This is a genomic window from Bradyrhizobium sp. SZCCHNPS1003 (genome assembly GCF_032381555.1).
Lineage (GTDB): Bacteria > Pseudomonadota > Alphaproteobacteria > Rhizobiales > Xanthobacteraceae > Bradyrhizobium.
The window spans coordinates 68,220-95,116 of record NZ_JAUHIU010000004.1 but is presented as its reverse complement, the minus strand read 5'-3'; the positions used below and the strand labels follow the sequence as shown (position 1 = coordinate 95,116).

The window sequence follows — 26,897 nt, the reverse complement described above, 5'->3', positions numbered from 1 at the left end:
GCGCCGAACGCAAGGTCACGTGTCGCGCAAATGGCAAGCAGGTCTGACGGAAGTTCATCGCGCGGCCGCGGCCATGGTGCGCGTGGTCCCCTGCGCCGTGATGCCATGCTCGTTGGACTGCAGGCCCGGCAGACTCTTCACCCAGGGATAGCCGCGCTGGCCCATGTCGTGGCCGCGATCGAACAGCGCAGTCATGTAGGTGCGATCGAACGGGCCGTCGGCCTTGACCTGGAAATCGGCCGGCACGCTGGCGAGGTTGAAGTCGATGCCGTTGAACTTCGCCACCGAGTAGATGCGGTAGATGTCGCCGATGCCCTGGTTCTTGATCAGGGTCGACAGCGAGCGCTGCGTCACCGAGAGCACGTCGGCGCCGACGCTGTCCCATTGCGGATCGATGCGGGCGTTACGGATGACGTAGAGATGTGCGCCGCTCACGCTCCTGCGCGGGCCGCGGCCGGAGACGAGGCGCAGCACCGAGGGACCGATGAACACCTGCCGGGTGACGCCGCCGTCGACATGCAGCTCGTCGTAGTCCTTGTCGCCGATCCGCACCTTGATGCGAACCGGGGCGAAGGCGCCCGGCACGGTCGCGGAGGCCAGCAGCACCTGACGGAACAGGGCGATCGCCTCGGGCGTATCGGCTGCTGCGATGCGGCCCATGTCCCACAGCACCGGACGCTGCGCATCGAGATTGGTGGTGCCGACCAGCAGCACCCGGCCCTTGCTGCTCTCGCGCGCGACGTCGCGGAGAAACTCGCGATCGACATACTTCTCGATCAGCCGCGACAGCGGCGTGTTGTCGGCCAGCGCCGAGCCCTGGAGCAGGCCGGGAATGTTGACCGTGAAAATGTCCTTGCGCTCGTAGGCGGTGAATATCTCGCGCAGCTTGTCGTCGTGCTCGCGCCCCAGGAAGACGAACGGCGCGATCAGCGCGCCGGAGCTGACGCCCGTCACCATGTCGAACGACGGCCGGTTCCCGGCCTCGCCCCAGCCGGCCAGAAGCCCGGCGCCGAACGCACCGTTCTCGGCACCACCGGAGATCGCGAGGAAATTCAGCGGACGCGAGATCGGGATTTCGGCCGACGCGCGCGACATCGCGGCCTCGGCAAAGCGCGGCGCCGGCTCATCACCCCAGTAGCGGACGTTGCGGAAGCCGACCGGGTCGGCGCTGACGGCAGCCGCTTCCGGCAGCGCGTTGCGCGGCATGATGGCTGCGCAGGCCGCCAGCAGCAGCGACGCGGCGAACGCGAGCAGGATGCGCGGGACAAGCGCGCGGAACGAGGCGGCAGACTTCATCGCGACGCTTGCTGCTCCACGCTTGCGATCTCCGGCTGCGGCGCGTCGGGCCTGGCCTCGTCGGCGCCCTTGTCAGTCCAGCCCGGCGGCAGGCCCAGACCGGCACCGACAAAGCCCTTCAGGCCGGGGAAGCGTCCGTACTGCTCACATGCGGCATATTTGGGAGCGCCACCCAGCTTGGCCGGCACGCTCGACACCGAAGGCAGCGAGGCCAGCGACGGGACGCCTGAGAACGGCGACTCGCCGGTCGACACCAGCTTGGCGAAGTCGGCGCCGAACTCGGAAGCGAGGTCGTAGGCGTCGCCGTCATTGGCCATCCGCGCATTGGAGACCGAGTTGGCGCCGCGCGCCCACACCATCGCGGCCTTCTGGAAGCCGGCAAAGTCGCGCGCCTCGGCCTCGACGGACAGCGTGCCGAGCCCGACCGGCAGCCGGGGCACCGGCACGGGAACGCCCGGCAGCGCGACGCTCTTGGCGATGGACGCCGCCTGCGAGGCTGCCGATGCGGTCGCGTTGGTCGCCGTGGCATGGGTGACGGTCGCCTTGACCGTCAGATCCGCCTCCTCGCGGGGTCCGACGATCTGGAATCGCTCGCTGAGACGCAGGCACATTTCGCGGCTGATGACGTTGGCCACCAGCTTGCGCTCGTTCTCGTCGAGGGCGATGTCGGGACGCGGCGGAAACGCGGTCGGCTCGATCCGGATCGTCTTGGCCTCGAGCAGCTCCTTCTTGTTGGCCTTGATCTGCGCGCGCGTCACCAGGCCGTTGGCATCGGCGAGGCGATCGTAATTCTTGAGCGAGCCGGCCCGCTCGAGCGGAGCAGTGGCGCAGCCGGCCGTTGCCAGCGCCAGGGAAATCAGGGCCGTCGACTTCAGCGGAGCGAGACGCATCGTAGCGGGGAGACCCATTGATAGATAGCTCACTCTAATTAAGTCTCACAAGCAGCAGCGCTTGTCCAACTAAACTAGATCAAATTCTCTAGATTAGAGCGGCGAGAAATATTATTTTATATTACAAGCAGTTGGCGGAAACGACGAATGTGGCGAGAGTTGGCCCGACGGGACGCGCGATGAGAAAGGTCGATCCGGTCAAGCACGAGCAGAAGCGCCAGGGGATTCTCCAGGCCGCCCTGTCGTGCTTCGTCAGGAACGGATTCCACGGCGCCAGCACCACCGACATCTGCGCTGCGGCGAAGATCAGCCCGGGCCACCTCTATCATTACTTTCCCAGCAAGGAGGCGATGATCCAGGCGCTGGTCGAGCAGAATCTGAGCCACGCTGCATCGCGCCTCCAGGCAATCCTGGCCTCGCCCGACGTGATCGACGCCCTGGTGCAAGAGCTCGAGAGCGCCAGCATTCACCAGCCGCAGGCCCAGGTCCTCAGCGCCGAGGCCTTGGCCGAGGCCTGTCGCAATGCCGACTTTGCCGCCATCGTCCACGCGCATGCGCGCGCGATGCGGGCGCTGCTGGTCGACTTCCTCACCAAGGCACAGGGCCGCGGCGAGGTCGATCCCCGCCTCGATCCCGAGGCGACCGCGAACATCCTGTTCGTGATCGTCGACGGTGCACGTGCGCTGCCGATCCGCAATCCGGCGGTCGATATCAAGCAGAGCAGTGAGCATCTGCGGCTCATGCTGACGCGCTTTCTGCGGCCGCCCACGTTGCCGACGCCGCCGAAAAAGGAAGCTGTGGAGCAGGCGCCCGTCTGAGCCTGCCGATCGGCGTCCCCCCGCGCGATTGACACTCCGCCATGCTCGCGATTGACTGCGCTCATAAGCGGATGACGGCAGCACATATCGGGGAGGACGGTATGACGCGAGCACGACGCGGACGCGCGACAAGGCCTGCCCTGGTCATTCTGCTGTTCGCCGTTGCGGCCGGCAACGTCCTCTTCTCTCGCAGCACCAGCGCCGCAGCGGAGGTGCCCGCGTTCGCGGTCGAGCCGTCCTGGCCGAAGCAGCTCCCCAACAACTGGATCCTCGGCCAGGTCGGCGGCATCACGGTTGATCACCAGGGCCACATCTGGGTCATTCACCGGCCGCGCTCGCTGACCGACGACGAGAAAGGCGCCACGCTCAATCCGCCGCGATCGAAATGCTGCATGCCGGCGCCCCCGGTGCTCGAATTCGATACCGACGGCAATCTCTTGCGCGCCTGGGGCGGCCCGGGCCCGGGCTATGAATGGGTCGGCCGCGAGCATGGCATCGAGGTCGACGAACGCGGCTTCGTCTGGATCGGCGGCAATGCCGACAATGACAACGCCATCCTGAAGTTCACGCTCGATGGCAAGTTCGTCGCTCAGATCGGAACGATGGCGCCGAGCAAGGGCTCCAACGACACCACCCAGCTCGGCAAGCCCGCGGAGACAGCGATCGACAAGGAGGCGAACGAGATCTACGTCGCCGACGGCTACGGCAACCGCCGCGTCATCGTGTTCGATGCCACCACCCTCGCCTACAAGCGGCATTGGGGAGCCTACGGCCATGTCCCTGATGATGCCAAGCAGCCACCGTATGATCCCAAGGCACCGGTCGCCCAGCAGTTCGGCAATCCCGTGCACTGCGTGAAGATCGCCGACGATGGTCTCGTCTATGTCTGCGACCGCATCAACGACCGCATCCAGGTGTTCAGGAAGGACGGGACATTCGTGACCGAATGGTTCTTCGAAAAGAACACGCTCGGCAATGGCGCGGTGTGGGACATCGCGATCTGGCCGGATCCGAAGCAGACCTACCTGCTGTCTGCCGATGGCGAGAACAACGAGATCCGCATCATCAGGCGGGATGACGGCAGCGTGGTTGGCAGCTTCGGCCACAATGGCCGCAATGCCGGCCAATTCCATTGGGTGCACGCGATGGCTGTCGACCGGCAGGGCAACGTTTATACCGCCGAGGTCGACACCGGTAAGCGCATCCAGAAATTCCGGCTGACCTCGGACGCCCTGCGTTAACGCTCAAGCGAAACGCACAAACCTTGCGCGCGTCTCGCGCCTTTTGGCGCATTGCCGCAACTCACAAGACCGGCTATCCAGGGAGACCGACGGCAAAGGGCGCCCAAGAAGCCCCGCCGTGACACGACACCAGGGAGGACTTCGATGACAACGTCTCATACGCGGCGGATGGCCGCGTTGCTTGCTGCCACCACGCTCAGCTTTGCCGGCTCCGCCTTCGCCGACGACAAGGTCGTCAAGATCGGCGTGCTCAACGACATGTCCAGCCTGTATGCCGACATCGGCGGGCCCAACTCGGTCGCAGCCGTCAACATGGCGGTCGAGGATTCAGGCCTGAAGGCCAAGGGCTGGACCATCGAGGTCATCAGCGGCGACCACCAGAACAAGCCCGACGTCGGCGTCAACATCGGCCGGCAGTGGATCGACACCCAGAAGGTCGACGTGATCATGGACACGCCGAACTCCGGCGTGGCGCTGGCCGTCTCCAATCTGGTCAAGGAGAAGAACTCGATCCTCCTGAACTCCGGCGCGGCCACTGCCGACCTCACCGGCAAGGCCTGCAACGCCAACACCATCTCCTTCACCTACGACACCTACATGCTCGCCAATGGCACCGGCAAGGCGCTGACCAAGGCCGGCGGCGACACCTGGTTCTTCCTCACCGCCGACTACGCCTTCGGCCATGCGCTGGAGCGCGACACCTCCGCAGTCGTGACCAGCAGTGGCGGCAAGGTGCTCGGCTCGGTCAAGCATCCGCTCAATACCGCGGACTTCTCGTCCTTCCTGCTGCAGGCGCAATCGTCGAAGGCCAAGGTCATCGGCCTTGCCAACGCCGGCGGCGACACCACCAACTCGATCAAGCAGGCTTCCGAATTCGGCATCGTCCAGGGCGGCCAGAAGCTCGCCGCGCTGTTGTTGTTCGTCAACGACGTGCATGCGCTCGGGCTCAAGGTCGCGCAGGGCCTGACCTTCACCGAGTCGTTCTACTGGGACCTGAACGAGCAGACCCGCACCTGGTCCAACCGCTTCCAGAAGCTGTCACCGAAGGGCACGATGCCGTCGATGACGGTGGCCGGCGTCTACGCCGGCGCGCTGCACTACCTGAAGACGCTCGAGGCACTCGGCGGCAATCCGCATGACGGCGCCAAGGTCGTGGCCAAGATGAAGGAGATTCCGACCGACGATCCGCTGTTCGGCAAGGGCCCGCTGCGCGCCGACGGCCGCCGCCTGATCCCGGCCTATCTGTTCGAGGTCAAGAAGCCCGAAGAGTCCAAATATCCGTGGGACTACTACAAGCTGATCGCCAAGATCGCGCCCGAGGATGCCGCCAAGCCGCTCGAGGCCAGCGAGTGCCCGCTGGTGAAGAAGTAAGCCGATAGCTCCGATGCGGGATGCGGTGGATTAGCATCGCGTCCCGCCAGTGCCGCTGCGCAGACGATACGACATTCGCTGCGCAGAATCACGTCATCGTCAGCGCAGCAGACTCGCGAGGCGGCCGATGCCTTCCTCGATCACGGCTTCCTCGGGCAGCGAATAGGACAGGCGGATCGTGTTGGTGCCGCTGCCGTCGTGGAAGAAGGCTGCCCCGGGAACGAACGCCACCTGGGCCTGATTCACGGCCCGGTCGAGCAAGGCGGCACCGGACACGCCGTCCGGCAGGGTGAGCCAGACGAAGAACCCGCCGTCGGGGCGCGTCCACCTCGCTTCTGACGGCATCTGTGCCTCGAGTGCCCTCAGCATCGCATCGCGCTTGAGCCGATAATGCGCGCGCGCCCGTGCGATCAGCCCGGCATGCCCTCCGTCTTTCACGAGCCTGTGCATCACGATCTGATTGATCGCTGACACGTTGAGGTCGCTCGCCTGCTTGATGAGGACGAGACGGCTGATGATGGCGCGCGATGCACAAACCCAGCCGATGCGCAGGCCCGGCGCGACCGTCTTCGAGAACGTTCCGAGATGGATGACGCGGGAAGCATCGAGCGAGCCGCGGCGACGGACGTCCAACGACTGCAGCGACGGCATCTCGTCGCCGTCGAAACGCAAGGCAGAATAGGCGCTGTCCTCCAACACCGGCACGTCCAGCTCGCCGGCGAGATCCAGGACATCGGCGCGCGCCGGACGCGACAGCGTCTCACCGGTCGGATTGGCAAAGTCCGGCACGACATAGACGAACTTCACGCGCGCCCCCGCAGCTTCTTTCGCGGCTTCGTCCGCGTAGGAGGCCGGGGTGCGGTTGGCAGCGCGTGGACCGATCGAATCGTAACGCGGCTCGTAGGCCGAAAAGGCCTGCAGCGCGCCAAGATAGGTGGGAACGGTGACGAGCGCCGTATCGCCGGGCGTGAGCAGCAGCTTGCCGAGAAAATCGAGCGCCTGTTGCGATCCCGCGGTGACGAGGATGTTGTCTGGCGAGGCCGCTATGCCCTGCGCGGTCATGTATTCGGCGATCCACTGGCGAAGCGGACCGTAGCCCTCGCTGACGGCATATTGCAGAGCAGCGGAAGCCGCGTTGGGCGATGCCAGCGCATCGGCATAGACCTGCGCCGCCGCTGCTACAGGAAACAGCGCGGGATCGGGGATGCCGCCGGCGAACGAAATCATGCCGGGCCGCTCCAGCACCTTGAGCAGCTCGCGGATCTCCGATGCCTTCATGCGATCCGCGCGGCGCGCGTAGACGGGCTTCCAGCTCACCAATATTCCTCCCGTGATCCGGCTATTTATGTCAACACTATTGACCTATTTTGAAGCGTGTGCAATCCCCGTCCCGCGAGAGCGCGAAAGCTGCATCGGTGGGGTCAGGGGATGAGAACCTTCAGGCCGGCGCGCTACTCTAGCTGCTCTTTGCCGAGGACAGCGTCCGCACCGCAATCAGGAGAGCGACGATCAGCAACGCCGACGCCAGCAGGAACGGCGCGCCGGGTAGATGCGCCGGCGCGGCCGCTCCGATGAAATAGGCAAAGGTCAGCGTGAACAGGAAGGGACCTGCGAGCTGGGCCACGCTCTGCACGCTCGACGTCGCGCCCTGTAGCTGGCCCTGCCTGTCCGGTGGGACGAGGCGGGTCATCAAAGCCTGCATGGCCGCGCCCGAGACGCCCCACAGCGCCATCACGGGAATGCCGAGCCAGCTCAACGGCCCGGTCGGCGCAAGGCCAAAGATCAGGAAGCCCACCGTCCCCGCGGACAGGCCGAGCATCAGCGCGCCGCGCTCGCCGAGCAGGCGGACGATCAGCCCCACCGCCCCGCCCTGCACCACCATGGCGCAGATGCCGACCATCGCCAGCGTCAGCCCGACCGTGCGCGTATCCCAGCCATAGCGATAGGTCGCGTAGAGCACGAAGGTCGACGGCAGCACGACATGAGCGAGCTGGGTGATGAAGTTGACGACCGACAGTCCGCCGAGGATGCGATCCGAGCGCAGCAATTGCAGCGCGCCGAGCGGGCTCGCGGCTCGCCATCGGAACGGACTGCGCCGCTTTGACGGCAGCGATTCCGGCAGCACCAGCAGTCCGTACAGCGCGTTGGCGAAGCTGAGCGCGGCTGCAGCCCAGAACGGCAGCCGCGGGTCGATGTCGCCGAGCAGGCCGCCGGTGGCGGGGCCCAGCACGAATCCCGCGCCGAACGCCGCGCCGATGCGCCCGAAGATCGCCGCACGCCGGTCGGGCGGCGTCAGGTCGGAGATGTAGGCGAAAGCCGTCGAGATGCTGGCCGAGGTGACTCCGGAGATCAGGCGCCCCACGAACAGCCACGCGAGCGACGGCGCCAGCGCCATCAGCACGTAGTCCGCGGCCAAGCCGAAGTTCGACAGCAGGATCACCGGCCGCCGGCCGAAGCGGTCGGACAGGCTGCCGAGCACCGGCGAGAACACGAACTGCATCAGCGCCCAGGCGGTGCCGAACAGGCCGAAGATGCGCGCCGCCTGCGCAGTGTCGTTGCCCACGAAGCTCTCGATCAGCTTCGGCAGGATCGGCATGATCAGCCCGAGCGCGAGCATGTCGAGCAGGATGGTGACGAAGATGAAGGCGACGGCGCCGCGGCGTGGGGCCGGCGCATCTTCTGTCGCGACGCTCGGCGGGCTTGCTTCCATGGCCGGACCGCTTCCGCTGACGCAACTGATCAGTTCGGCCGCTTGCGCTTGTGCGCGAACGGGTTGGCCTTCTCGCGCAGGGTGATGCGCACCGGCGTGCCCGGCAGCTCGAAGGTCTCGCGCATCGAGTTGGTGAGATAGCGCAGGTACGATTGCGGGATCGCGTCGGCCCGCGAGCAGAACAGCACGAAACTCGGCGGTCGCGCCTTGGTCTGGGTGATGTAGTTCAGCTTGAGCCGGCGGCCCGACACCGCCGGCGGCGGGTTGTCGGCGATCGCCTGCTCGAACCAGCGGTTCAGCGCCGCGGTCGGCACGCGCCGGTTCCAGATCGCGTAGGCTTCGACGATCGCCTGCATCAGCCGGTCGATGCCCTCGCCCATCAGGCCCGACACCGCCACGATCGGTGCGCCCGCGACCTGCGGCAGCCAGTGGTCGGCATCGCGGCGCAGCATCGAGATCTGGCCTGGGTTGCCGTCCATCAGGTCCCATTTGTTGACGGCGATGACCAGCGCACGCCCCTCGCGCTCGATCAGATCGGCGATGCGCAGATCCTGCTCCTCGAAGCGGTTCTGCGCATCCATCATCAGCACCACCACCTCGGCGAAGCGCACCGCACGCAGCGCATCGGCCACCGACAGCTTCTCCAGCTTCTCCTCGATGCGCGAGCGCCGGCGCAGACCTGCGGTGTCGAAGATGCGGAAGCCGCGGCCCTTCCACTCGATTTCGACCGCGATCGAATCGCGCGTCGTACCGGCCTCGGGACTCGTGAGCAGCCGCTCCTCGCCGAGCAGATGGTTGATCAGGGTCGACTTGCCGGCGTTGGGACGGCCGACGATCGCGACCCGGATCGGCCTGTTGGCGCGCTCCTCGTCGGTCTCCTCGTGCTCGTCCTCCTCATCGTCCGTGGGCGGCACGAGCTTGCTGACGGCGTCATAGAGCTCGCCCATGCCCTCGCCGTGCTCGGCCGAGATCTGGATGGGATCGCCAAGTCCCAACGCATACGACTCCATGGCGCCGAGCTCGCCATGCTTGCCCTCGCTCTTGTTGGCGAGCAACAGCACCGGCTTGTCGGCGCGGCGGGCGAAATCGGCGAAGGCGCGGTCGGCGGGCGTCAGGCCGATGCGGGCATCGATCACGAAGAACAGCGCGTCGGCGAGCGCGATCGCGGTCTCCGTCTGCTCCTGCATGCGCGCGGTCAGCGAGCCCTTCGGCCCCTCGTCGAGGCCGGCGGTGTCGATGATCGTGAAGTTGAGATCGAACAGCTTAGCTTCGCCCTCGCGGCGGTCGCGCGTGACGCCCGGCATGTCGTCGACGAGCGCCAGCTTCTGCCCGACCAGACGGTTGAACAGGGTCGACTTGCCGACATTGGGCCGGCCGATGATGGCGATGGTGAAGGGCATGATGATCCGTGCGCGTGAGCGCGCAGCTTTAGCGCATTCGGCCGCAAAACCGAACGGGCGATCCGCCGATTCGCAGGTGAGATTAACGGCTGAAGGAGCCGCTCGGCATCGGCGCCGGGAAGCCGCCGCCGGATCGCTGGGCCGTCGGCTGCTGCGCCGGGGCAGCATCATCCGGCGGTGGTGCCGTGGTGCGGCGGCGCACGATCTTCTTGGGCTTCGGTGCCGGCGGAACGGCGGCAGCGCCCTCCTCGACCGCGGCAGCCTCGCCATCCTGCGGATCGGCCGTCGTCGGGTTGGTCACGGCCGCCTGCCGCCGGCCCTTTCTGCCCTTGGGCTCCTCCACCGGAGGCGCCGGCGGCGTAGCCGCCTGAGCGCCCGGGTCGGTCATCGGCTGCTGCTGGGCACCCTTGTAGAGTTCCTTCGGCACGCCCTGCTCGAGACCCGGCACGCCCTCCGGGAACACCGGCTTGCGGTCACCCGGCAGCTTCTTCTTGGTGTCCAGGAAGTCGAGCATGTCCGAGGGGTCGAAACTTCCCCCGCTCGCGCAGCCGCCCAGCACGCCGGAAAGCGCAATGAGGACCGTCAGGGCAATGGCACGTTGGGGGCGGCGCATGATCGTCGTTCCAATCAACTCGGTTTCGCCGTCGCGAGGTCCGCGATCAGCTCTTGGCGACTGCAGGCAACAGCGCCTGCAGCGCTTCGGCGCGCGAGCGCAGGCCCGGCGGGGTCTCACCATCCAGCGCAATCATGTCGAGCCATTGACGGGCCGCCGCGGCATCATTGGCCTTCCACGCCGACAGCGCCAGCAATTCGCGGGCGGCGTGGCGGAACGGCGCGCCAGGCGCCGTTTCGCCTTCGAGGCGCTGCTTGAGGTCGGCGTAAGGCGCCGTATCGGCCAGCAGGCCGGCCGCGCGCAGCCGCGCCATCGACTGCTGCTCGGCCCCGATGCTGCGGTCGGCGGCGAGTTCGTCATAGAGCTTCACGGCAGCCGCCTTGTCGCGCATCGCGGCCTCGGCGGCCTGGTGGAAGCGGGCCAGCATGCGGTATCCCGATGGGGCCGTGGCCGCGACATCCGCAAAGGCCTTCTCCGCCTCGGCATGCTTGTTCTGCTCGGAGAGTTCGAGGGCCTTGTTGAAGGCCGAGCCCGCTTCGGCCGCCTTCTGACCCTCGAGATACTGGTAGCCGCGCCAGCCGCCGACGCCGGCGATGATCAGCACGGCAATGGCGATGATCAAGATCGAGTAGCGGTCCCACAGCTTCTTGAGCTGTTCCCGACGGACCTCCTCGTCTACTTCATCAATGAATTCAGACACCTAAGGACATCCCGTCAGGTTCGCTGCGAGCGCGCGCGCATGGGTTTGAAGTGCCGCGCGAGCGGCCCGTTGCCCGCGCGCCGGCGCCGATACCGCATCGGCATGGCGGTGGCAAGGCGAGTCCAGCCGAATCAAGGCGTTACTCCCCGGTTCTGCCACAAGGTCCGAACGCGGCTATCACGCCGTCAAGGCTTCGCGCAACTGCCGTTTCATCACCTTGCCGTTGGCGTTGCGCGGCAAAGGGTCCGCGGTCACGGTCAGGGTTTCCGGGACCTTGTAATCCGAGACCCGCTCGGCGCACCAGCTGCGCAGCGCTTCGGCGCTCATCGGCTCGCGGGTCACGACCACCGCGTGCACCCGCTCGCCGAGCACCGGACATGGCCGGGCGATGATCGCGCTCTCGACCACCGCCGGGTGGCTCGCCAGCACCGATTCGACCTCGGCCGAGTAGATCTTCAACCCACCGCGGTTGATCATGTCCTTCTGCCGGTCGAACACCCGGACGAAATTGTCGGCATCGATCGAGCCGAGGTCGCCCGAGTGCCAATAGCCGGCAGTGAAGCTCTCGGCGGTGGCCCTGGGATTGTTCCAGTAACCCTTGATGACCTGGCCGCCGCCGATCCAGATCTCGCCGATCTCGCCACGTGGCAGCTCTCGCCCCTGCCCGTCCATCACCAGGATGCTGGCGCCCGGACACGGCAGCCCGACGCTGTCGATCTGACGGGCGGTGAGATCAGGCGGCATCAGGGTCGCCGGCGAGGTAGTCTCGGTCGAGCCATAGGCGTTGACCAGCCGCAGGCCGGGGACCTTGGCTGCGAGCTTCTCGATGGTCGCGACCGGCATCGGCGCGCCGCCGAAGCCGCCGATGCGCCACGACGACAGGTCATGACTGTCGAAGTCGCGCTGCAGCAGGCAGAGATTGTACATCGCCGGGACCATGACCGTGTAGGTCACGCGCTCGCGCGCCGCGAGCTTCAGATACTCGCCGGCCTTGAACTCCGGCATGATGATCAAGGTGCCGGCGCAGCGCGCCATGCTGGTGATGTTGGCGACGACACCGGTGACATGGCCGAGCGGCACGGCGGCGATCGAGCGGTCGGCGGGCGTCAGCCCCAGGCACGCCTCGTAGATCATCGAGGAGTGCACGATGTTGCAATGGGCGAGCATCGCGCCTTTCGGCCGGCCAGTGGTGCCGGAGGTGTAGAGGATCATCGCAGTGTCATCTTCAGTCACCTCGACGTGATTTTCGTGCGCGGCATGATCGGCCAGCGCTGCAAAATCCGACCGCGCCGGACGATCGTCGACGGCAATGCGCCCCGCCAGCTCCGGCGTTTCCGCAGCGGCCGGCAACCGGTCCGCCAACGCCGCCTCGTGCAGCAGCAGCCGGGCGCCGCAATCGTTCAGCACATAGGCGATTTCCGGGGTCTGCTGCCGGGTCGACAGCAGCACCGTGATCAGCCCGAGCTTGGCCGCAGCAAAAAGCGTGAGCACGAATTCCATGCGATTGCCGAGCAGCACCGCGAGCCGGTCGCCCTTCTGCAATCCCCTCGCCTGCAGCCCGCCGGCGATCCGCGCGGCGGTCTCGCCGACCTCGTGCCACGACAGCCGCACGGCCCCGCAGACCAGCGCCTCGCCGTCGCCGTTGCGCTCCACCGCTTCTTCGACCATGGCCCAGATGTTCGCGGGCCGCTCCGTGAACAACGGAACCACGCGATCGCCGAAACGGGCTTCGCGCCGCATCGGCGGCGTTACATAGGTCGACCAGTCCATGGAGTTTCCCCGAGCTTGGCTTCTTGTCGTTGTTCGCCGCGATGCGGACCAGCCTGAAACATAACCAAGGGATGACGCGCTTGGCTATCTCCGCCAGCGCCGGAGATTCATCCCGTGACGCCGCGCGCACCACGGCGCCAACGGGACGACCAAGCGAGAGGCGCCCATCAGGTCTTTGACCTCATTCCGTAGACATGTTCCGCCGCCGGAAACGCACGGGTACGCACGTCGGCCGCGTAGCGTTCGATCGCCTCGTCGATCGCCGGACCGAGATTGCCGTAGCGGCGGACGAATTTCGGCGCCCGCGGCGACAGGCCGAGCATGTCCTCCAAAACCAGCACCTGGCCGTCGCAGGCGACGCTGGCGCCGATGCCGATGGTGGGGATCGCGATCTGCTGCGTGATCTTGCGCGCCAGCGGCTCGGCCACGGCCTCGATCACCACCGAGAACGCGCCGGCTTGTGCGATCGCCGCAGCGTCGTTCTCGATCGCAGCCCAATCCGCCTCATCGCGGCCCTGGGCACGGAACGAGCCGAGCGTATTGATCGATTGCGGCGTCAGGCCGATATGGCCCATCACCGGAATGCCGCGCTCGCTGAGGAAGGCCACCGTCTCGGCCATCCGCGCGCCGCCCTCGAGCTTGACCGCGCCGCATTGCGTCTCCTTCAGGATCCGCACCGCTGCATGAAATGCCTGCTCCTTCGTGGCCTCGTAGGAGCCGAACGGCATGTCGACCACCACCAGCGCCTGGCGCGAGCCGCGCATCACGGCGCAGCCCTGCAGGATCATCATTTCCAGGGTCACCGGCACGGTGGTCTCGAAACCGTGCATCACATTCCCGAGGGAATCGCCGACCAGGATCACATCGCAATGGCGATCCACCAGCGCCGCGGTATGGGCGTGGTAGGACGTCAGCATCACGATCGGCTCGCCGCCCTTGCGGGCGCGGATCTCGGGAGCCGTCTTGCGGCGGACGGTCGACTGCACCGACATCGCTAACCTCCGATGACAGGAATGCCGAGCACGACAGGATGGAACGCGAAGGCCAGCGCGGCATAGACGATGATGCCGACCACCACCGCGATGACGTCGTTGCCGATGCCGCCGACCGGAATCGGCGGTCCGCCGGCATCAGCGCGGCGCTTCAGCGAGATGCGGTCGAACACGGCCCAGGCCAGGATCGAGCCGAACAGGATGATGCCGCCGAGGTCGCCATTGCTGAGCAGGTGGCCGAACGCCCACAGCTTCACGCCCGCCAGCATCGGGTGCTTCAGCACGGTGTAGATGCGGCCGCGGATATAGGCGGCGACGATCATGATCATCGCCGGCAGCATCAGGGCGAGATTGATGTGCTTGAGCGCCTTCGGCGGCGTCCACACCTGGATCCAGCCGCCGCCATGGCGGTACTCGGCAAAGCCCCAGACAATCAGGGCGAGGCCGGCGAGCGCCACGACGGTGTAGACGAGCTTGTAGGTGCTCTCACCCAGCCGCGCGATGACCTGCGCGCGCGCCCCGCGCCGGGTCGTGAACACATGGGCGCCGAGAAACAGCACCAGCCCCACCACCATCACCAGAAGTCCCACGGCGTCCCCCTTTGCTTGCACGCGACTTGTGCGTGGGCATCGGTATCATTTCCGGGGGCGGCCTCGCAACGTGGCGCGGAGACCGTCTGCAAGCCGCACGCTGCCGATTCGCCATCACACATCGTCATTCCGGGGCGACGCGTCAGCGTCGAACCCGGAACCCCGAGATTGGTTTGCGTTCTTCGCAACCATATCGAGATTCCCCGCTGCGCAATCGCCCAGCTGAGGTTCGCACGCGTTGCGTCCGTCCCGAATGATCGGTGGGTGGGGTTCGCGCCGTGCGAGACGGCGCGGCGGGACGCTATTGCCGCTCCGACGTGTTCTTCAAATCCCGGTTGTCGACATAGCGGATCGCGATCGGCCGCCCCGCCAGCGCGCCGCCGAGGCCTTTTGTGAACTTCAGCGGCAGGCAGCCGTCGAGCGAGGCATTGATCGCCTTCAGATAGGTCGCGCGCGCGTCGGCCGGCGCGCCTGAGGTCACGAAGGTCACGCGCGGCGGTGAGATCATCTCGCCGGTCCGCTTGAAGCTGAAGCGCACCGTCACCTGCATCCCCGCGCGGGCGCTGTCCTCCGGCGGCGGCGTCCAGCACGCGCGCAGCGCTGCGAACAGATCGCCGATCGTGTCGAGATCGTGATCCGGCTTCTGATATTTGGCTTCCTGATCCTTGGCGGGCCGGCTCTCGATCGTGAGTTGCAGGTTCTGGCCATAGGGATAGTTCATCTCGGGAATACAGGGCCACGGCCCGAAGACGCTGCAGAACGACGGCGTGCACGGCTGCTCGTCGAGCACGCTGCACGGCGTGTGCGCGAACGGCACCGGATTGATCTGCTGGCGGCGCGCGTCGGCGGCGGCCGGAGCGGCCACCATCAGCAGGAGGAGCACGACGACACGGAGCATGGGACTCTCGGAGTGGGATGAAATCCAAGTTGGATCCCGATCGCAGAACTCGCAAGCTCAATCCCGTTCACGTCTGCGCGTTCCCGCATCGCGAACGGCCCTCGACCGTAACAGCGGAACTCGGCTAGAACACGGCAGGATGCGACAACAAACGGACGCGACGATGAGCCACAGCGAGACCGTGATCAACGTCATCAACCCGAACATGACGGTGACGATGACCGAGTTGATCGCCAAAGCGGCCCAGGCCAGCGCAAGCCCGTCGACGCGGATCGTCGGCCGCACCGCGCGGTTCGGCGCCGCCTCGATCGAAGGCCATTACGACGAGGCGATTGCCGCGGTCGGCATGCTCAAGGAGGTCGAGGCCGGAGACGCAGAAGGTTGCCACGCCCATGTAATCGCCTGCTTCGGTGATCCCGGCCTGCTTGCCGCGCGCGAATTATCGGCTGTGCCGGTGCTCGGCATCGCTGAAGCGGCGATGCATGCGGCGAGCTTCGTCGCCACCCATTTCAGCATCGTGACCACGCTGTCGCGCACCAAGGTGATCGCCGAGCACCTCGTGCGCAATTACGGCATGGAGCAGCATTGCCGCAGGGTGCGCGCGGTCGACGTTGCCGTGCTCGATCTCGACAAGCCCGAGGCCAATGTCCGCGGCACGCTGCTCGGCGAATGCCGGGCGGCGCTGCGCGAGGACGGTATCGGCGCCATCGTGCTCGGCTGCGCCGGCATGGCCGATCTCGCGCACGACCTCTCCACCGAGCTCGGCATTCCCGTGATCGACGGCGTCGCCGCCGCGGTGCGCTTTGCCGAGGCGCTGGTCGGGCTCGGGCTGAAGACCTCGAAGCACGGCGATCTCGCCTTCCCACTGCCGAAGGTGCGGACGACGCTCTGAAGCCGGTCGACTACCTGATCGGGTAGTTTCGAAACCGCTTCGGAGACGCCAAATTGGGACCAGACCCATTCTGGAGCGTCCCATGTCCGATCCGTCCGCCCTCGTCTCGCTATCGTCGGCATTGACGACCGCCGTCGCGCAAGCCGCGCCTGTGGTCCTCACCGTCTCCTCGCACCGCAGCCGCGCCACGGGCTTCGTCTGGAAGCCGGGCCTTGTCGTCACCGCCGACGAGGCGCTGGCGGACGAAGGCGAAATCGTGCTCGTCTTTGCCGATGGCACGCAAAGGCCGGCCACGGTGGCGGGCCGCGACCACACCACCGACATCGCCCTGCTCCGCTTCGATGGCGGCACTGCGGGACCGGCCCAACTCTCCGGCGAGATGCCCGCGCTCGGCTCGCTCGCGGTCATCGCCGCTGCCGAGCACGGCACGCCAACGGCCGCGCTCGCGATGGTGTCGAAATCCGCCGGTCCCTGGCGCAGCCTGCGCGGCGGCGACATCGATGCGCGCATCGAGCTCGACACCAGGCTGCGGCACAGCGCCGAAGGCGGCCTGGTGCTCAACGCCGACGGTCATGCGATCGGCATGGCGGTGCGGGGCCCGCGCCGCACGCTCGTCATTCCCGCGGCCACGATCGAACGGGTCGCCAGCAAGCTCGAGACGCATGGTCGCATCGCTCGCGGCTATCTCGGCGCCGGCCTGCAGCCGGTCCGGCTCGATGACGGACTCGGTGCGATGATCATGAGCCTCGACAAGAGCGGCCCGGCCGCGGCCGCCGGCCTGCGCCAGGGTGACGTCATCACCGCTCTCAACAAGGAGCCGTTCAGGGGCATGCGCGCGATGATGCGCGAACTCGGTCCGGACAGCGTCGGCGCCGTCGTCGAGGTCGCAGCGCTGCGTGCCGGCGAGCCGGTGCAGTTCGCCCTGACCATCGGCGAGAGGCCGGCGTGAGCGAGGAGGCGCGCGCGCCGATCAGGATCGCGATCGCGGTCGACGATGCCGAACTGGCCGACCGGCTGGCGGCGCTGCTCGGCGATGTCACGGGCCTGACGCTGGTCGCGCCCGGCGAGAGCGCCGACGTCGCCGTCGCGCCGTTGCGTGGCAGTGATGAGGCTCGCAGCGGCGACGACAGGATCGACGGCCAGGCGATCGATGATTTTCAGCTCACCGCGCGCGAGCGCGACGTGCTGGTGCTGATGGCCGAGGGCTGCTCCAACAAGGAGATCGCGCGCAGCCTCGGCATCTCCGTGCACACCGCCAAATTCCACGTCGGCTCGCTGCTCGACAAGCTCGACGCCACCGGCCGCACCGATGCGGTCGCGCATGCGGCAAGGCGGGGGATCATCGAGCTGTGAGACCGCAGGCCGGCGCGGCGCGCTTCACGACCTCGCGGCGAGCTACTTCCGCAAGCCGCTCATCACGCGCGGCAGCAGCGATGCGGCCAGCATGCGATAGCCCTCGGGGGTCAGATGCACACCGTCGACCTGATGCGGCAGGCCACGGAACATGCCGTTCTCGACCATCACGACCTTGATGCGGCGCTGCGCGGCCTTGGCCATGATGGCGCTGATGCTGCCGGCGCGCTGGTCGCCGGCACCTTTGCGGGCGTCGTTGCCGCCGGGCTGCAGCACCAGCACGCGGGTTGATCCATCGACCGCGCTGTCGAAGCGGGACAGCATCCCGACGGTCGTATCACCGTTGATGCCGGCGTTGGCGACGCTCACCCGAACGCCCTTGCCGTGGAGCATGGCCTCGAGCTGGGCCGGAAAGTCCTCGCCGCGATTGACGCCCTTGCCGTAGGTGTTGCTGGCGCCGAGCGCGACGACCTCGGCCGCATCAGCCGTTGCGATCGTCGCCGACGCAAGTCCACACACAGCGAACAGTGCAATCATCTGTCGCCGCACAAGACGGCCAATCGATCCCGCCGGCATGTCCATCTCCCTCGCCTGTTGATGAGAGGAAGACTAGCGCGCCGATCACCCGACGCAAAGTACGCGGCGCCACGGATATCATCCCACAGCGGGAGCGAGGCTCACGATGAGGCAGAGCATGTCTTTCCGCTCGTCATTCCGGGGCGCCCGCAGGGCAAGCCCGGAAGCCATCGGGCTTTAGAACGAGAGGGAAAATGGATTTCTGGGCTCATCGCTGCGCGTTGCCCGGGAATGACGAGACAGCGATGCTTACGCCTTCTTCTTCACGTCCTTGACGTTGGAGAACACGATGCCTTCGGCGCGCTCCTTGGTGTAGCCGAGATAGAACTCGTTCTTGGCCAGGAACACCGGATCGCCGTCGACGTCGTCGGCGACGCCGGAATTGTTGGCGGCGATGAACGCCTCGAGCTTCTTCTTGTCGTCGGAGGAGATCCAGCGCGCCAGCGAGAACTCGGAGATTTCGAATTCGACGGGCAGCGAATACTCGGCATCGAGCCGCGCCTTGAGCACGTCGAGCTGCAGCGGGCCGACCACGCCGACCAGCGCCGGCGCACCGTCGCGCGGGCGGAACACCTGCACGACGCCCTCCTCCGACATCTGCTGCAAGGCTTCCTTGAGCTTCTTGGCCTTCATCGCATCGGTGAGACGGACGCGGCGGACGATTTCCGGGGCGAAGCTCGGCACGCCGACGAAGGTGAGGTCCTCGCCCTCGGTCAGCGTGTCGCCGATGCGAAGCGAGCCGTGGTTGGGAATGCCGACGACGTCGCCCGCAAAGGCTTCGTCCGCGACCGAGCGGTCCTGGGCGAAGAAGAATTGCGGACTCGACAGCGGCATGGTCTTGCCCGTGCGCACCAGCTTCGCCTTCATGCCGCGATTGAGCTTGCCCGAGCACAGCCGCGCGAACGCGATGCGGTCGCGGTGGTTGGGGTCCATGTTCGCCTGGATCTTGAACACGAAGGCGCTCATGCGCGGCTCGGCGGCGTCGACCTTGCGCAAGTTGGACTCCTGCGCGCGCGGCGACGGCGCGTAACGGCCGAGGCCTTCCAGCAGGTCGCCGACGCCGAAATTGCGCAAGGCGCTGCCGAAATAGACCGGCGTCAGGTGGCCCTCGCGAAATGCCTCGAGGTCGAACGGCTTGCAGGCTTCCTTGACCAGCTCGAGCTCGTCGGTGATCTGGCTCATGTCGAGATTGGCGTTGAACTTGCCGAGCTCCGAAATCGCGATCTGCTGCGCGGCGCCGGTCTTGGCACCGCCGCCTTCGAGCAGGCGCACGCCGCCGTCGCGGATGTCATAGGTGCCGATGAAGTCGCGGCCGCGGCCCACGGGCCAGGTCATCGGCGTGGTGTCGAGCGCCAGCGTCTTCTCGATCTCGTCCAGCAGATCGAAGGTGTCGCGGCTCTCGCGGTCCATCTTGTTGATGAAGGTGATGATCGGGATGTCGCGCAGGCGGCAGACCTCGAACAGTTTTCGCGTGCGCGCCTCGATGCCCTTGGCGGCGTCGATCACCATCACCGCGGAGTCGACCGCGGTCAGCGTGCGGTAGGTGTCCTCGGAAAAATCCTCGTGGCCCGGCGTGTCCAGGAGGTTGAAGACCAGCCCCTCGAACTCGAAGGTCATGACCGAGGTGACGACGGAGATGCCGCGCTCGCGCTCGATCTTCATCCAGTCCGAGCGGGTGTTGCGGCGCTCGCCCTTGGCCTTGACCTGGCCGGCGAGGTTGATGGCGCCGCCGAACAGCAGCAGCTTCTCGGTCAAGGTGGTCTTGCCGGCGTCCGGATGCGAGATGATGGCAAAGGTGCGCCGGCGCGCCACCTCGTCGGACAAGGCGGTGCGGACAGGCTGTTCGGTCGTGACGGCGGTATCGGACATGAGGCGGCAAGCGTCGTTTCAGGCCAGAGAGCGGGCGATTTACGGGAAAGGCGCGGGATCTCGGCCGCCGCGCGCCTTCCATATAGGCGTTTTGCACCGCAACTCCAACCGGCGAGTTGAGCCCGGCCGGGCCGATCCGGATCAGTGCCGGAGCACCGACACCAGCCAAAACGTCAGCGCCGCGACGATCGCCGAGGCCGGAATCGTGAAGACCCAGGCATAGACGATCGATCCGGCCACGTTCCAGCGCACCGCGGAGGCACGGCGGGCGGCGCCGACGCCGACGATGGCCCCGGTGATGGTGTGGGTGGTCGAGACGGGCACGCCGAGGAAGGTCGCCAGGAACAGCGTGATCGCGCCGCCGGTCTCGGCGCAGAAACCCTGCATCGGGTTCAGCTTGGTGATGCGCAGGCCCATGGTGCGGACGATGCGCCAGCCGCCCATCAGGGTGCCCAGCGCCATCGCCGCCTGGCACGACAGCACGACCCAGAACGGCACCGTGAACTCGTTGCCGAGATGGCCCTGCGAATACAGCAGCACGGCGATGATGCCCATCGTCTTCTGCGCGTCGTTGCCGCCATGGCCGAGCGAATACAGCGAGGCTGAGGCGAATTGCAGGATGCGGAAGGCGCGGTCGACCGCGAACGGCGTCGAGCGCACCGAGGCCCAGGACACGATCGCGACCAGGACCATCGCCAGCACCAGCCCGACCAGCGGCGACAGCACGATCGCGAGCACGGTCTTCGACAGGCCGCTCCAGACGGCGGCCGAGATGCCGGCCTTGGCGACCCCTGCCCCGACCAGGCCGCCGATCAGCGCGTGTGAGCTCGACGAGGGAATGCCGGCCGCCCAGGTGACGAGGTTCCAGACGATGGCGCCGACCAGGGCCGCGAAGATCACCTGGGCGTCGACGATGGCGGGATCGATGATCCCTGTACCGATGGTCTGCGCGACGTGGAGGCCGAACACCGCGAACGCGACGAAATTAAAGAATGCGGCCCAGAACACCGCATATTGCGGCCGGAGCACGCGGGTCGAAACGATGGTCGCGATCGAGTTGGCGGCGTCGTGCAGGCCGTTCAGGAAATCGAAGGCGAGCGCAACGGCGATGAGGCCGACCAGGATCGGAAGGCCGAGTTGAGCGTCCACGGCGCGGCCCTACCCTAGACCTGTTCGATCATGATCGAATTGATCTCGTTGGCGACGTCGTCGAAGCGGTCGGCGACCTTCTCCAGATGGTCGTAGATCTCGGCGCCGACGATGAAGTCCATGGTATTGGCCTTGCGGTGCTTGAGGAACAGCTCCTTCAGCCCGATGTCGTGGAGGTCGTCGACCCGGCCCTCGAGCTTGGTCATCTCCTCGGTGATCGCGGTGATCATCGGCACGTTCTGGCCGATCGCCTGCAGCAACGGCAGCGCGCGGCCGATCAGATTGGCGCAATCGACCAGCAAGGTGCCCATCTCGCGCATGGTCGGCTCGAACTCTTTGACCTCGAACAGCACCACGGCCTTGGCGGTCTGCTGCATCTGGTCGATGGCATCGTCCATCGAGGTGATCAGGTTCTTGATGTCGCCGCGGTCGAACGGGGTGATGAAGGTGCGGCGGACCGCGGTCAGCACTTCGCGGGTGATGTTGTCGGCCTCGTTCTCGAACTGGCTGACGCGCTGGCAGTGGGCGAGGATGTCGTCACCGCCCTGCAGCATGTCCTGCAGCGCATGGGCGCCCTGAATCACCACCTTGTTGTGGCGGGCGAACAAATCGAAAAACCGCTCCTCCCGCGGGAGGACGGCGCGAAACCAGTGCAGCATGGGACGAGATCCATCCATTCCGAAACGGGCCAGGGCCGGCCCGTCACAGAACTGTCATACTCCGGATCGCGCACCAGCAGAAGCGGTGGCCGGTTCATCCACCGCTTTCTGCCCTTTCGACGATCTCTTTTCAGATCAACGGCTTAAAGGGATCGTTTGAACAGATGGGCGATTTCGCCGACCACGCCGCGGCGGAAGGTGAGCACGCAGGCGACGAAGATCACGCCCTGGATCACCGTCACCCACTGGCCGAAGCCGGACAGATATTGCTGCATGCCGACGATCACGAACGCGCCGACGACGGGGCCGAACACGGTGCCGAGCCCTCCGACCAGGGTCATGAGCACGATCTGCCCCGACATCGCCACCTCGACGTCGGTCAGCGAGGCGTTCTGGGCGACGAACACCTTCAACGCGCCAGCCAAGCCGGCCAGCGTCCCGGACAGAATGAAGGCGAGCAGCTTGTAATGGTCGGTCTTGTAACCCAGCGAGATCGCCCGCTGCTCGTTCTCACGGATCGATTTCAGCACTTCGCCGAACGGCGAGTTGATGGTGCGGAAGATCAGCAGGAAACCGGCGAGGAAGCCGACCAGCACGACGTAATAGAGCACCGTCGGCCTGGACAGGTCGAGGATGCCGAACATCCGCCCCTGGGGAATGCCCTGGATGCCGTCCTCGCCATGGGTGAACGGCGCCTGCAGATAGATGAAATACAGCAGCTGCGACAGCGCCAGCGTGATCATCGCGAAATAGATGCCCTGGCGGCGGATCGAGATGTAGCCGGTGATCACCGACAGGACGAACGATCCGGCGACGCCTGTGAGGATGCCGAGCTCGGGCGGCAGCCCCCACACCTTCAGCGCGTGGGCGCTGCAGTAGCCGGCCGTTCCCAGGAACATCGCGTGGCCGAACGACAGCAGGCCGCCATAGCCGATCAAGAGGTTGAAGGCGCAGGCGAGCAGCGCGAAGCACAGCGCCTGCATGACGAAGAACGGGTACAGCCCGGTCCACGGTACGATCGCCAGCAGCGCCGCCATGATGACGAACACGATCATCTCGTCGCGCATCGCGCGCGGGGTGATCGGCAGGGTCGTGTCGGTGATGGATGTCATGTCAGGCCGCCCGTCCGGTCAGACCCGTCGGCTTCACCAGCAGCACCAGGACCATCAGAACGAAGACCACGGTGTTGGAAGCCTCGGGATAGAAATATTTGGTCAGTCCCTCGATCACACCGAGCAGGAAGCCGGTGATGATCGAGCCCATGATCGAGCCCATGCCGCCGATCACGACCACCGCGAACACCACGATGATGATGTGCTCGCCCATCAGGGGCCGCACCTGGTTGATCGGCGCCGACAGCACGCCGGCGAGGGCCGCGAGCCCGACGCCGAGGCCGTAGGTCAGCGTGATCATGCGCGGCACGTTGATGCCGAACGCCCGCACCAATGTCGGATTCTCGGTGGCGGCGCGCAGGTAGGCGCCGAGCCGGGTGCGCTCGATCAGGAACCAGGTCGCCAGACAGACGACCAGGGAGAATATGACGACCCAGCCGCGATAGACCGGCAGATACATGAAGCCGAGATTCATGCCGCCACGGAGCTGATCCGGGATCGCATAAGGCAGGCCGGACGAGCCGAAGAAGTTCTGGAACACGCCCTGGATGATCAGCGCCAGTCCGAACGTCAGAAGCAGTCCGTAGAGATGGTCGAGCCCGGCGATCCATTGCAGCATGGTGCGCTCGAGGATCATGCCGAAGACGCCGACGATGATCGGCGCCAGCAGCAGCGCCCACCAGTAATTGATGCCGCCGAGGTTGAGCAGGAAATAGGCGCAGAACGCGCCCATCATGTAGAGCGCGCCATGGGCGAAATTGATGATGTTGAGCATGCCGAAGATGACGGCAAGCCCGAGACTGAGCAGCGCGTAGAACGAGCCGTTGATCAGTCCGACCAGGAGCTGTGCGTAGAGGGCCTGCATCGTCTTGTTCTGTTTTCTCTCGGCGTTTCCCAGAAGATGGCGGCCCCGGCGACGTCAGCCGCCGGAGCCACAGCGGTTCATTTCTTCAACAAGGCGCACGCGCTCTTGTCGAGCGGCGTGAAGGCCTGGTCGCCCGGCACCGAGCCGACCAGCTTGTAGAGATCCCACGGGCCCTTGGACTCCGAGGGCTTCTTGACCTCGAACAGATAGGCGGTGTGGATGGTGCGGCCGTTGGGCTGGATCTCGCCCTTGCCGAACAGCGTATCCTCGGTCGGGATCGACTTCATCTTGTCGACGATCTTGGTGCCGTCGTGCGGGTTCTCGCCCAGCGCGTCCAGCGCCTTGAAGTAATGCGCGAGACCGGCATAGACGCCGGCCTGGACCATGGTCGGCGGCGCGCCGTTCTTCATCCGCTTGGCGAACCGCTCGGAGAAGGCGCGGGTCTGGTCGTTCATGTCCCAGTAGAAAGTCTCGGTGAAGTTGAGGCCCTGCGCGATGTCGAGCCCGATCGACTTGACGTCGGTCAGGAACAGCAACAGCGCGGCAAGCTTCTGGCCGCCCTTATTGATGCCGAACTCGGCCGCCTGCTTGATCGTATTGGTGGTATCGCCGCCGGCATTGGCGAGGCCGATGACCTTGGCGTTCGACGACTGGGCCTGCAGCAGGAAGGACGAGAAGTCGGAGGTGTTGAGCGGATGCTTGACGCCGCCGATCACCTTGCCGCCATTGGCGGTGACGACCGCCGTGGTATCGCGCTCCAGCGCGGCGCCGAAGGCGTAGTCGGCCGTCAGGAAGAACCAGGTCGAGCCGCCCGCCTTGACCAGCGCCTGGCCGGTGGTGTGCGCCAGCATGTAGGTGTCGTAGGTCCAGTGCACCGTGTTCGGCGAGCACTGCGCATTGGTGAGATCCGAGGTCGCAGCGCCCGAGTTGATGTAGACGCCGTTCTTCTCCTTGACGACGTTGTTGACGGCCAGCGCGACGCCGGAATTCGGCACGTCGACGATGACGTCGACCTTCTCGACATCGAACCACTGCCGCGCGATCGCGGTGCCGATATCCGGCTTGTTCTGGTGATCGCCGGAGATCACGTCGATCTTCCAACCCTTGGCGGCGAGGCCGGAATCCTCGATCGCCATCTGCGCGGCGAGCGTCGAGCCGGGGCCGCCGAGATCGGCATAAAGACCCGACTGATCGGACAGCGCGCCGATCTTGACGGTCTTGTCGCCGGCAGAAGCGACGCTGCCAGCGGCGAGAGTGAGTGCCGTTCCCAGCAGCAATGACGCGATGAATTTGCTCTTCATTTCCAACTTCCAGAACCTTCCAAGAAGACTGCCAAGAAAACCGTAGAGAAAACCGCGGGAGGAAACTGCCAAGTCAACGTCAACGTCGCCGATCAGACGCCGAGATAAGTATGCAGCTTATCCATGTTGGCCGACAGATCGGCATTGGCGAAACCGTCGATGACCTTGCCGTGCTCGACCACGTAGTAGCGGTCGGCGACCGTCGAGGCGAAACGGAAGTTCTGCTCGACCAGGAGGATCGTGAAGCCTTCCTTCTTCAGCCGCGCGATGGTGTGGCCGATCTGCTGGATGATGACTGGCGCGAGACCCTCGGTCGGCTCGTCCAGCATCAGGAAGCTGGCGCCGGTGCGCAGAATGCGCGCGATCGCCAGCATCTGCTGCTCGCCGCCCGACAGCTTGGTGCCCTGGCTCTTCAGCCGCTCCCTCAGGTTCGGGAACAGCTCGAAGATCTGGTCGAGCGTGAGCCCGCCCGGCCGCACCACCGGCGGCAGCAGCAGGTTCTCGCGCACGTCGAGGCTGGCGAAGATGCCGCGCTCCTCCGGACACAGCGCGATGCCGAGCCGCGCGATCTTGTCGGAGGTCATGCGGATCAGCTCGCGCCCGTTGAACTGGACCGAGCCGGTGCGCTTGCCGATGATTCCCATGATCGACTTCAGGGTCGTGGTCTTGCCGGCACCGTTGCGCCCGAGCAGGGTGACGACCTCGCCGGCATTCACGTTGAAGTTCATGCCGTGGAGAATGTGGGATTCGCCGTACCAGCTCTCGAGATTCTTGACATCGAGAATGGTGCTGGTCACAGCGTCAGCGGTGGGCGTCTTGGCCGTCATCACCTCAGGCATGTCCGGCCCCCAGATAGGCTTCCTTGACGCGCTCGTCCTTGGCGAGCTCCGAATACGGCCCTTCCGTCAGCACCTGGCCGCGCGTCAGCACGGTGATGGTGTCGGAGAGGTTGGCGACGACGCTGAGATTATGCTCGACCATCAGGATCGTGTATTTGGCGGAGATGCGCTTGATCAGCGCGGCGATCTTGTCGATGTCCTCGTGGCCCATGCCGGCCATCGGCTCGTCCAGCAGCATCATCTCCGGATCGAGCGCCAGCGTGGTCGCGATCTCCAACGCACGCTTGCGCCCATACGGCATCTCGACCGCCGGAATGTTGGCGAATTCGCTCAAGCCCACGTCGTTGAGAAGCTCAAGCGCCCGATTGTTGAAGCGGTTCAGAACGCTCTTGGAGCGCCAGAAATCGAACGACGAGCCATGCTGGCGCTGCAGGGCGACGCGGACGTTCTCCAGCGCGGTCATATGCGGAAACACCGCCGAGATCTGGAACGAGCGGACCAGGCCAAGACGCGCCACGTCGGCCGGCGCCGTCGCCGTAATATCCTGACCCTTATAGAGAATCTTGCCGGCCGACGGCCGCAGGAACTTGGTCAGAAGGTTGAAGCACGTCGTCTTGCCGGCTCCGTTCGGGCCAATCAGCGCATGAATGGTGCCCCGGCGGATCTTGAGCGAAACATCGCGAACGGCAAAAAATCCCGCGAATTCCTTCGTCAATCCGTGGGTCTCGAGAATGAACTCGTCAGCCAAAGATTCCCCCCAAGCCGGCGCCTTCAGCGCCTGGCCCTCGCTTCTTCCTGTACGGCGGCTCTGCCGGACGACTGGACGATTCCTCGCCGCCACCCGCGACCGCTTCGCGCCGGAATATGCCGTCAATCGAGGGAGTTAGGCAAGGCGGAAAGCTGGGCAACGACGTCGCAAGGCGGCCGACGCACCTTGCGTTGAAATCAGCTACGATTTCCCGCTGACATAGAAAATCATACCACCGGCATTTT

General features: G+C 65.9%; 26 protein-coding genes. 6 read left to right on the top strand and 20 right to left on the bottom strand.

Features of this window, described 5'->3' with window-relative positions:
* Nucleotides 1-54 precede the first annotated feature (54 nt).
* Both QX126_RS08435 and QX126_RS08430 read right to left on the bottom strand, forming a co-directional pair.
* Nucleotides 55-1,296: a patatin-like phospholipase family protein gene (locus tag QX126_RS08435; RefSeq protein ID WP_315755771.1), complete on the bottom strand. Its 1,242-nt coding sequence runs from the start codon at nucleotides 1,294-1,296 to the stop codon at nucleotides 55-57.
* Nucleotides 1,293-2,204, bottom strand: coding sequence for a DUF3313 family protein (locus tag QX126_RS08430; RefSeq protein ID WP_315780423.1), 912 nt, complete (start codon nucleotides 2,202-2,204; stop codon nucleotides 1,293-1,295). Before QX126_RS08430 ends, QX126_RS08435 begins: the two co-directional genes overlap by 4 nt.
* Before the next feature lie 161 nt (nucleotides 2,205-2,365).
* Here QX126_RS08430 and QX126_RS08425 point away from each other — a divergent pair, with 161 nt between their 5' ends.
* From QX126_RS08425 to QX126_RS08415, 3 genes are all read left to right on the top strand, one after another.
* The gene (locus QX126_RS08425; RefSeq protein ID WP_315739365.1) at nucleotides 2,366-3,004 is read left to right on the top strand and encodes a TetR/AcrR family transcriptional regulator; all 639 of its coding nucleotides are present in this window, start codon (nucleotides 2,366-2,368) and stop codon (nucleotides 3,002-3,004) included.
* 101 nt (nucleotides 3,005-3,105) lie between these two features.
* Nucleotides 3,106-4,245, top strand: a complete 1,140-nt coding sequence (locus QX126_RS08420; protein WP_315739364.1) for a hypothetical protein — start codon at nucleotides 3,106-3,108, stop codon at nucleotides 4,243-4,245.
* Between the two features lie 144 nt (nucleotides 4,246-4,389).
* On the top strand, nucleotides 4,390-5,616 hold the full coding sequence (locus QX126_RS08415) for an ABC transporter substrate-binding protein (RefSeq protein ID WP_315739363.1): 1,227 nt from the start codon (nucleotides 4,390-4,392) through the stop codon (nucleotides 5,614-5,616).
* A 99-nt stretch (nucleotides 5,617-5,715) separates the two neighbouring features.
* Here QX126_RS08415 and QX126_RS08410 read toward each other — a convergent pair whose 3' ends face one another.
* The 9 genes from QX126_RS08410 to QX126_RS08370 all read right to left on the bottom strand — a co-directional run bounded on the left by QX126_RS08410 (nucleotide 5,716) and on the right by QX126_RS08370 (nucleotide 15,289).
* Nucleotides 5,716-6,936: a PLP-dependent aminotransferase family protein gene (locus QX126_RS08410; protein ID WP_315780421.1), complete on the bottom strand. Its 1,221-nt coding sequence runs from the start codon at nucleotides 6,934-6,936 to the stop codon at nucleotides 5,716-5,718.
* A gap of 136 nt (nucleotides 6,937-7,072) precedes the next feature.
* Nucleotides 7,073-8,326: a TCR/Tet family MFS transporter gene (locus QX126_RS08405; RefSeq protein WP_315780419.1), complete on the bottom strand. Its 1,254-nt coding sequence runs from the start codon at nucleotides 8,324-8,326 to the stop codon at nucleotides 7,073-7,075.
* A 29-nt stretch (nucleotides 8,327-8,355) separates the two neighbouring features.
* Entirely contained in the window at nucleotides 8,356-9,726 is a 1,371-nt protein-coding gene (gene der, locus QX126_RS08400) for a ribosome biogenesis GTPase Der (RefSeq protein ID WP_315739359.1), read from the bottom strand.
* 82 nt (nucleotides 9,727-9,808) lie between these two features.
* Nucleotides 9,809-10,339 carry a hypothetical protein gene (locus QX126_RS08395; protein WP_315780417.1) on the bottom strand — a complete coding sequence of 177 codons (531 nt, stop codon included), beginning with the start codon at nucleotides 10,337-10,339 and terminating at the stop codon, nucleotides 9,809-9,811.
* 46 nt (nucleotides 10,340-10,385) lie between these two features.
* Complete coding sequence (locus QX126_RS08390) at nucleotides 10,386-11,039, bottom strand: tetratricopeptide repeat protein (protein WP_315739356.1); 654 nt, start codon at nucleotides 11,037-11,039, stop codon at nucleotides 10,386-10,388.
* A gap of 177 nt (nucleotides 11,040-11,216) precedes the next feature.
* Complete coding sequence (locus QX126_RS08385; protein WP_315780415.1) at nucleotides 11,217-12,809, bottom strand: class I adenylate-forming enzyme family protein; 1,593 nt, start codon at nucleotides 12,807-12,809, stop codon at nucleotides 11,217-11,219.
* A gap of 167 nt (nucleotides 12,810-12,976) precedes the next feature.
* Nucleotides 12,977-13,801: a 3-methyl-2-oxobutanoate hydroxymethyltransferase gene (gene panB / locus QX126_RS08380; protein WP_315780413.1), complete on the bottom strand. Its 825-nt coding sequence runs from the start codon at nucleotides 13,799-13,801 to the stop codon at nucleotides 12,977-12,979.
* 2 nt (nucleotides 13,802-13,803) lie between these two features.
* Nucleotides 13,804-14,391: an NnrU family protein gene (locus tag QX126_RS08375; protein ID WP_315739353.1), complete on the bottom strand. Its 588-nt coding sequence runs from the start codon at nucleotides 14,389-14,391 to the stop codon at nucleotides 13,804-13,806.
* A gap of 301 nt (nucleotides 14,392-14,692) precedes the next feature.
* Nucleotides 14,693-15,289 carry a hypothetical protein gene (locus QX126_RS08370; RefSeq protein ID WP_315780411.1) on the bottom strand — a complete coding sequence of 199 codons (597 nt, stop codon included), beginning with the start codon at nucleotides 15,287-15,289 and terminating at the stop codon, nucleotides 14,693-14,695.
* A gap of 163 nt (nucleotides 15,290-15,452) precedes the next feature.
* On the opposite strand from QX126_RS08370, the gene QX126_RS08365 reads away from it, so the two are divergent.
* The 3 genes from QX126_RS08365 (at nucleotide 15,453) to QX126_RS08355 (ending at nucleotide 17,534) form a co-directional block, all read left to right on the top strand.
* Nucleotides 15,453-16,181 carry an aspartate/glutamate racemase family protein gene (locus tag QX126_RS08365; protein WP_315780409.1) on the top strand — a complete coding sequence of 243 codons (729 nt, stop codon included), beginning with the start codon at nucleotides 15,453-15,455 and terminating at the stop codon, nucleotides 16,179-16,181.
* A gap of 82 nt (nucleotides 16,182-16,263) precedes the next feature.
* Nucleotides 16,264-17,130 carry a S1C family serine protease gene (locus QX126_RS08360; protein ID WP_315780407.1) on the top strand — a complete coding sequence of 289 codons (867 nt, stop codon included), beginning with the start codon at nucleotides 16,264-16,266 and terminating at the stop codon, nucleotides 17,128-17,130.
* Entirely contained in the window at nucleotides 17,127-17,534 is a 408-nt protein-coding gene (locus tag QX126_RS08355) for a response regulator transcription factor (RefSeq protein WP_315780405.1), read from the top strand. Before QX126_RS08360 ends, QX126_RS08355 begins: the two co-directional genes overlap by 4 nt.
* Nucleotides 17,535-17,576: 42 nt before the next feature.
* Here the strand turns inward: QX126_RS08355 and QX126_RS08350 are convergent, their stop codons facing one another.
* The 9 genes from QX126_RS08350 to QX126_RS08310 all read right to left on the bottom strand — a co-directional run bounded on the left by QX126_RS08350 (nucleotide 17,577) and on the right by QX126_RS08310 (nucleotide 26,652).
* Nucleotides 17,577-18,110, bottom strand: coding sequence for a GDSL-type esterase/lipase family protein (locus QX126_RS08350; protein ID WP_315780403.1), 534 nt, complete (start codon nucleotides 18,108-18,110; stop codon nucleotides 17,577-17,579).
* Between the two features lie 249 nt (nucleotides 18,111-18,359).
* Nucleotides 18,360-19,979 carry a peptide chain release factor 3 gene (locus QX126_RS08345; RefSeq protein WP_315780402.1) on the bottom strand — a complete coding sequence of 540 codons (1,620 nt, stop codon included), beginning with the start codon at nucleotides 19,977-19,979 and terminating at the stop codon, nucleotides 18,360-18,362.
* 141 nt (nucleotides 19,980-20,120) lie between these two features.
* Nucleotides 20,121-21,128 carry an anion permease gene (locus tag QX126_RS08340; protein ID WP_315739343.1) on the bottom strand — a complete coding sequence of 336 codons (1,008 nt, stop codon included), beginning with the start codon at nucleotides 21,126-21,128 and terminating at the stop codon, nucleotides 20,121-20,123.
* A 14-nt stretch (nucleotides 21,129-21,142) separates the two neighbouring features.
* Complete coding sequence (locus QX126_RS08335; RefSeq protein ID WP_315739342.1) at nucleotides 21,143-21,787, bottom strand: DUF47 domain-containing protein; 645 nt, start codon at nucleotides 21,785-21,787, stop codon at nucleotides 21,143-21,145.
* Nucleotides 21,788-21,930: 143 nt separating this feature from the next.
* Complete coding sequence (locus QX126_RS08330; protein WP_315739341.1) at nucleotides 21,931-22,899, bottom strand: branched-chain amino acid ABC transporter permease; 969 nt, start codon at nucleotides 22,897-22,899, stop codon at nucleotides 21,931-21,933.
* Nucleotide 22,900: 1 nt separating this feature from the next.
* Nucleotides 22,901-23,764, bottom strand: a complete 864-nt coding sequence (locus QX126_RS08325) for a branched-chain amino acid ABC transporter permease (protein WP_315739340.1) — start codon at nucleotides 23,762-23,764, stop codon at nucleotides 22,901-22,903.
* Between the two features lie 77 nt (nucleotides 23,765-23,841).
* Nucleotides 23,842-25,065 carry an ABC transporter substrate-binding protein gene (locus QX126_RS08320; protein ID WP_315780400.1) on the bottom strand — a complete coding sequence of 408 codons (1,224 nt, stop codon included), beginning with the start codon at nucleotides 25,063-25,065 and terminating at the stop codon, nucleotides 23,842-23,844.
* A 92-nt stretch (nucleotides 25,066-25,157) separates the two neighbouring features.
* Nucleotides 25,158-25,904 (bottom strand): ABC transporter ATP-binding protein, encoded by a 747-nt coding sequence (locus QX126_RS08315; protein WP_315780398.1) that lies wholly within the window; start codon nucleotides 25,902-25,904, stop codon nucleotides 25,158-25,160.
* On the bottom strand, nucleotides 25,897-26,652 hold the full coding sequence (locus QX126_RS08310; RefSeq protein ID WP_315739336.1) for an ABC transporter ATP-binding protein: 756 nt from the start codon (nucleotides 26,650-26,652) through the stop codon (nucleotides 25,897-25,899). Before QX126_RS08310 ends, QX126_RS08315 begins: the two co-directional genes overlap by 8 nt.
* Between the last annotated feature and the right edge of the window lie 245 nt (nucleotides 26,653-26,897).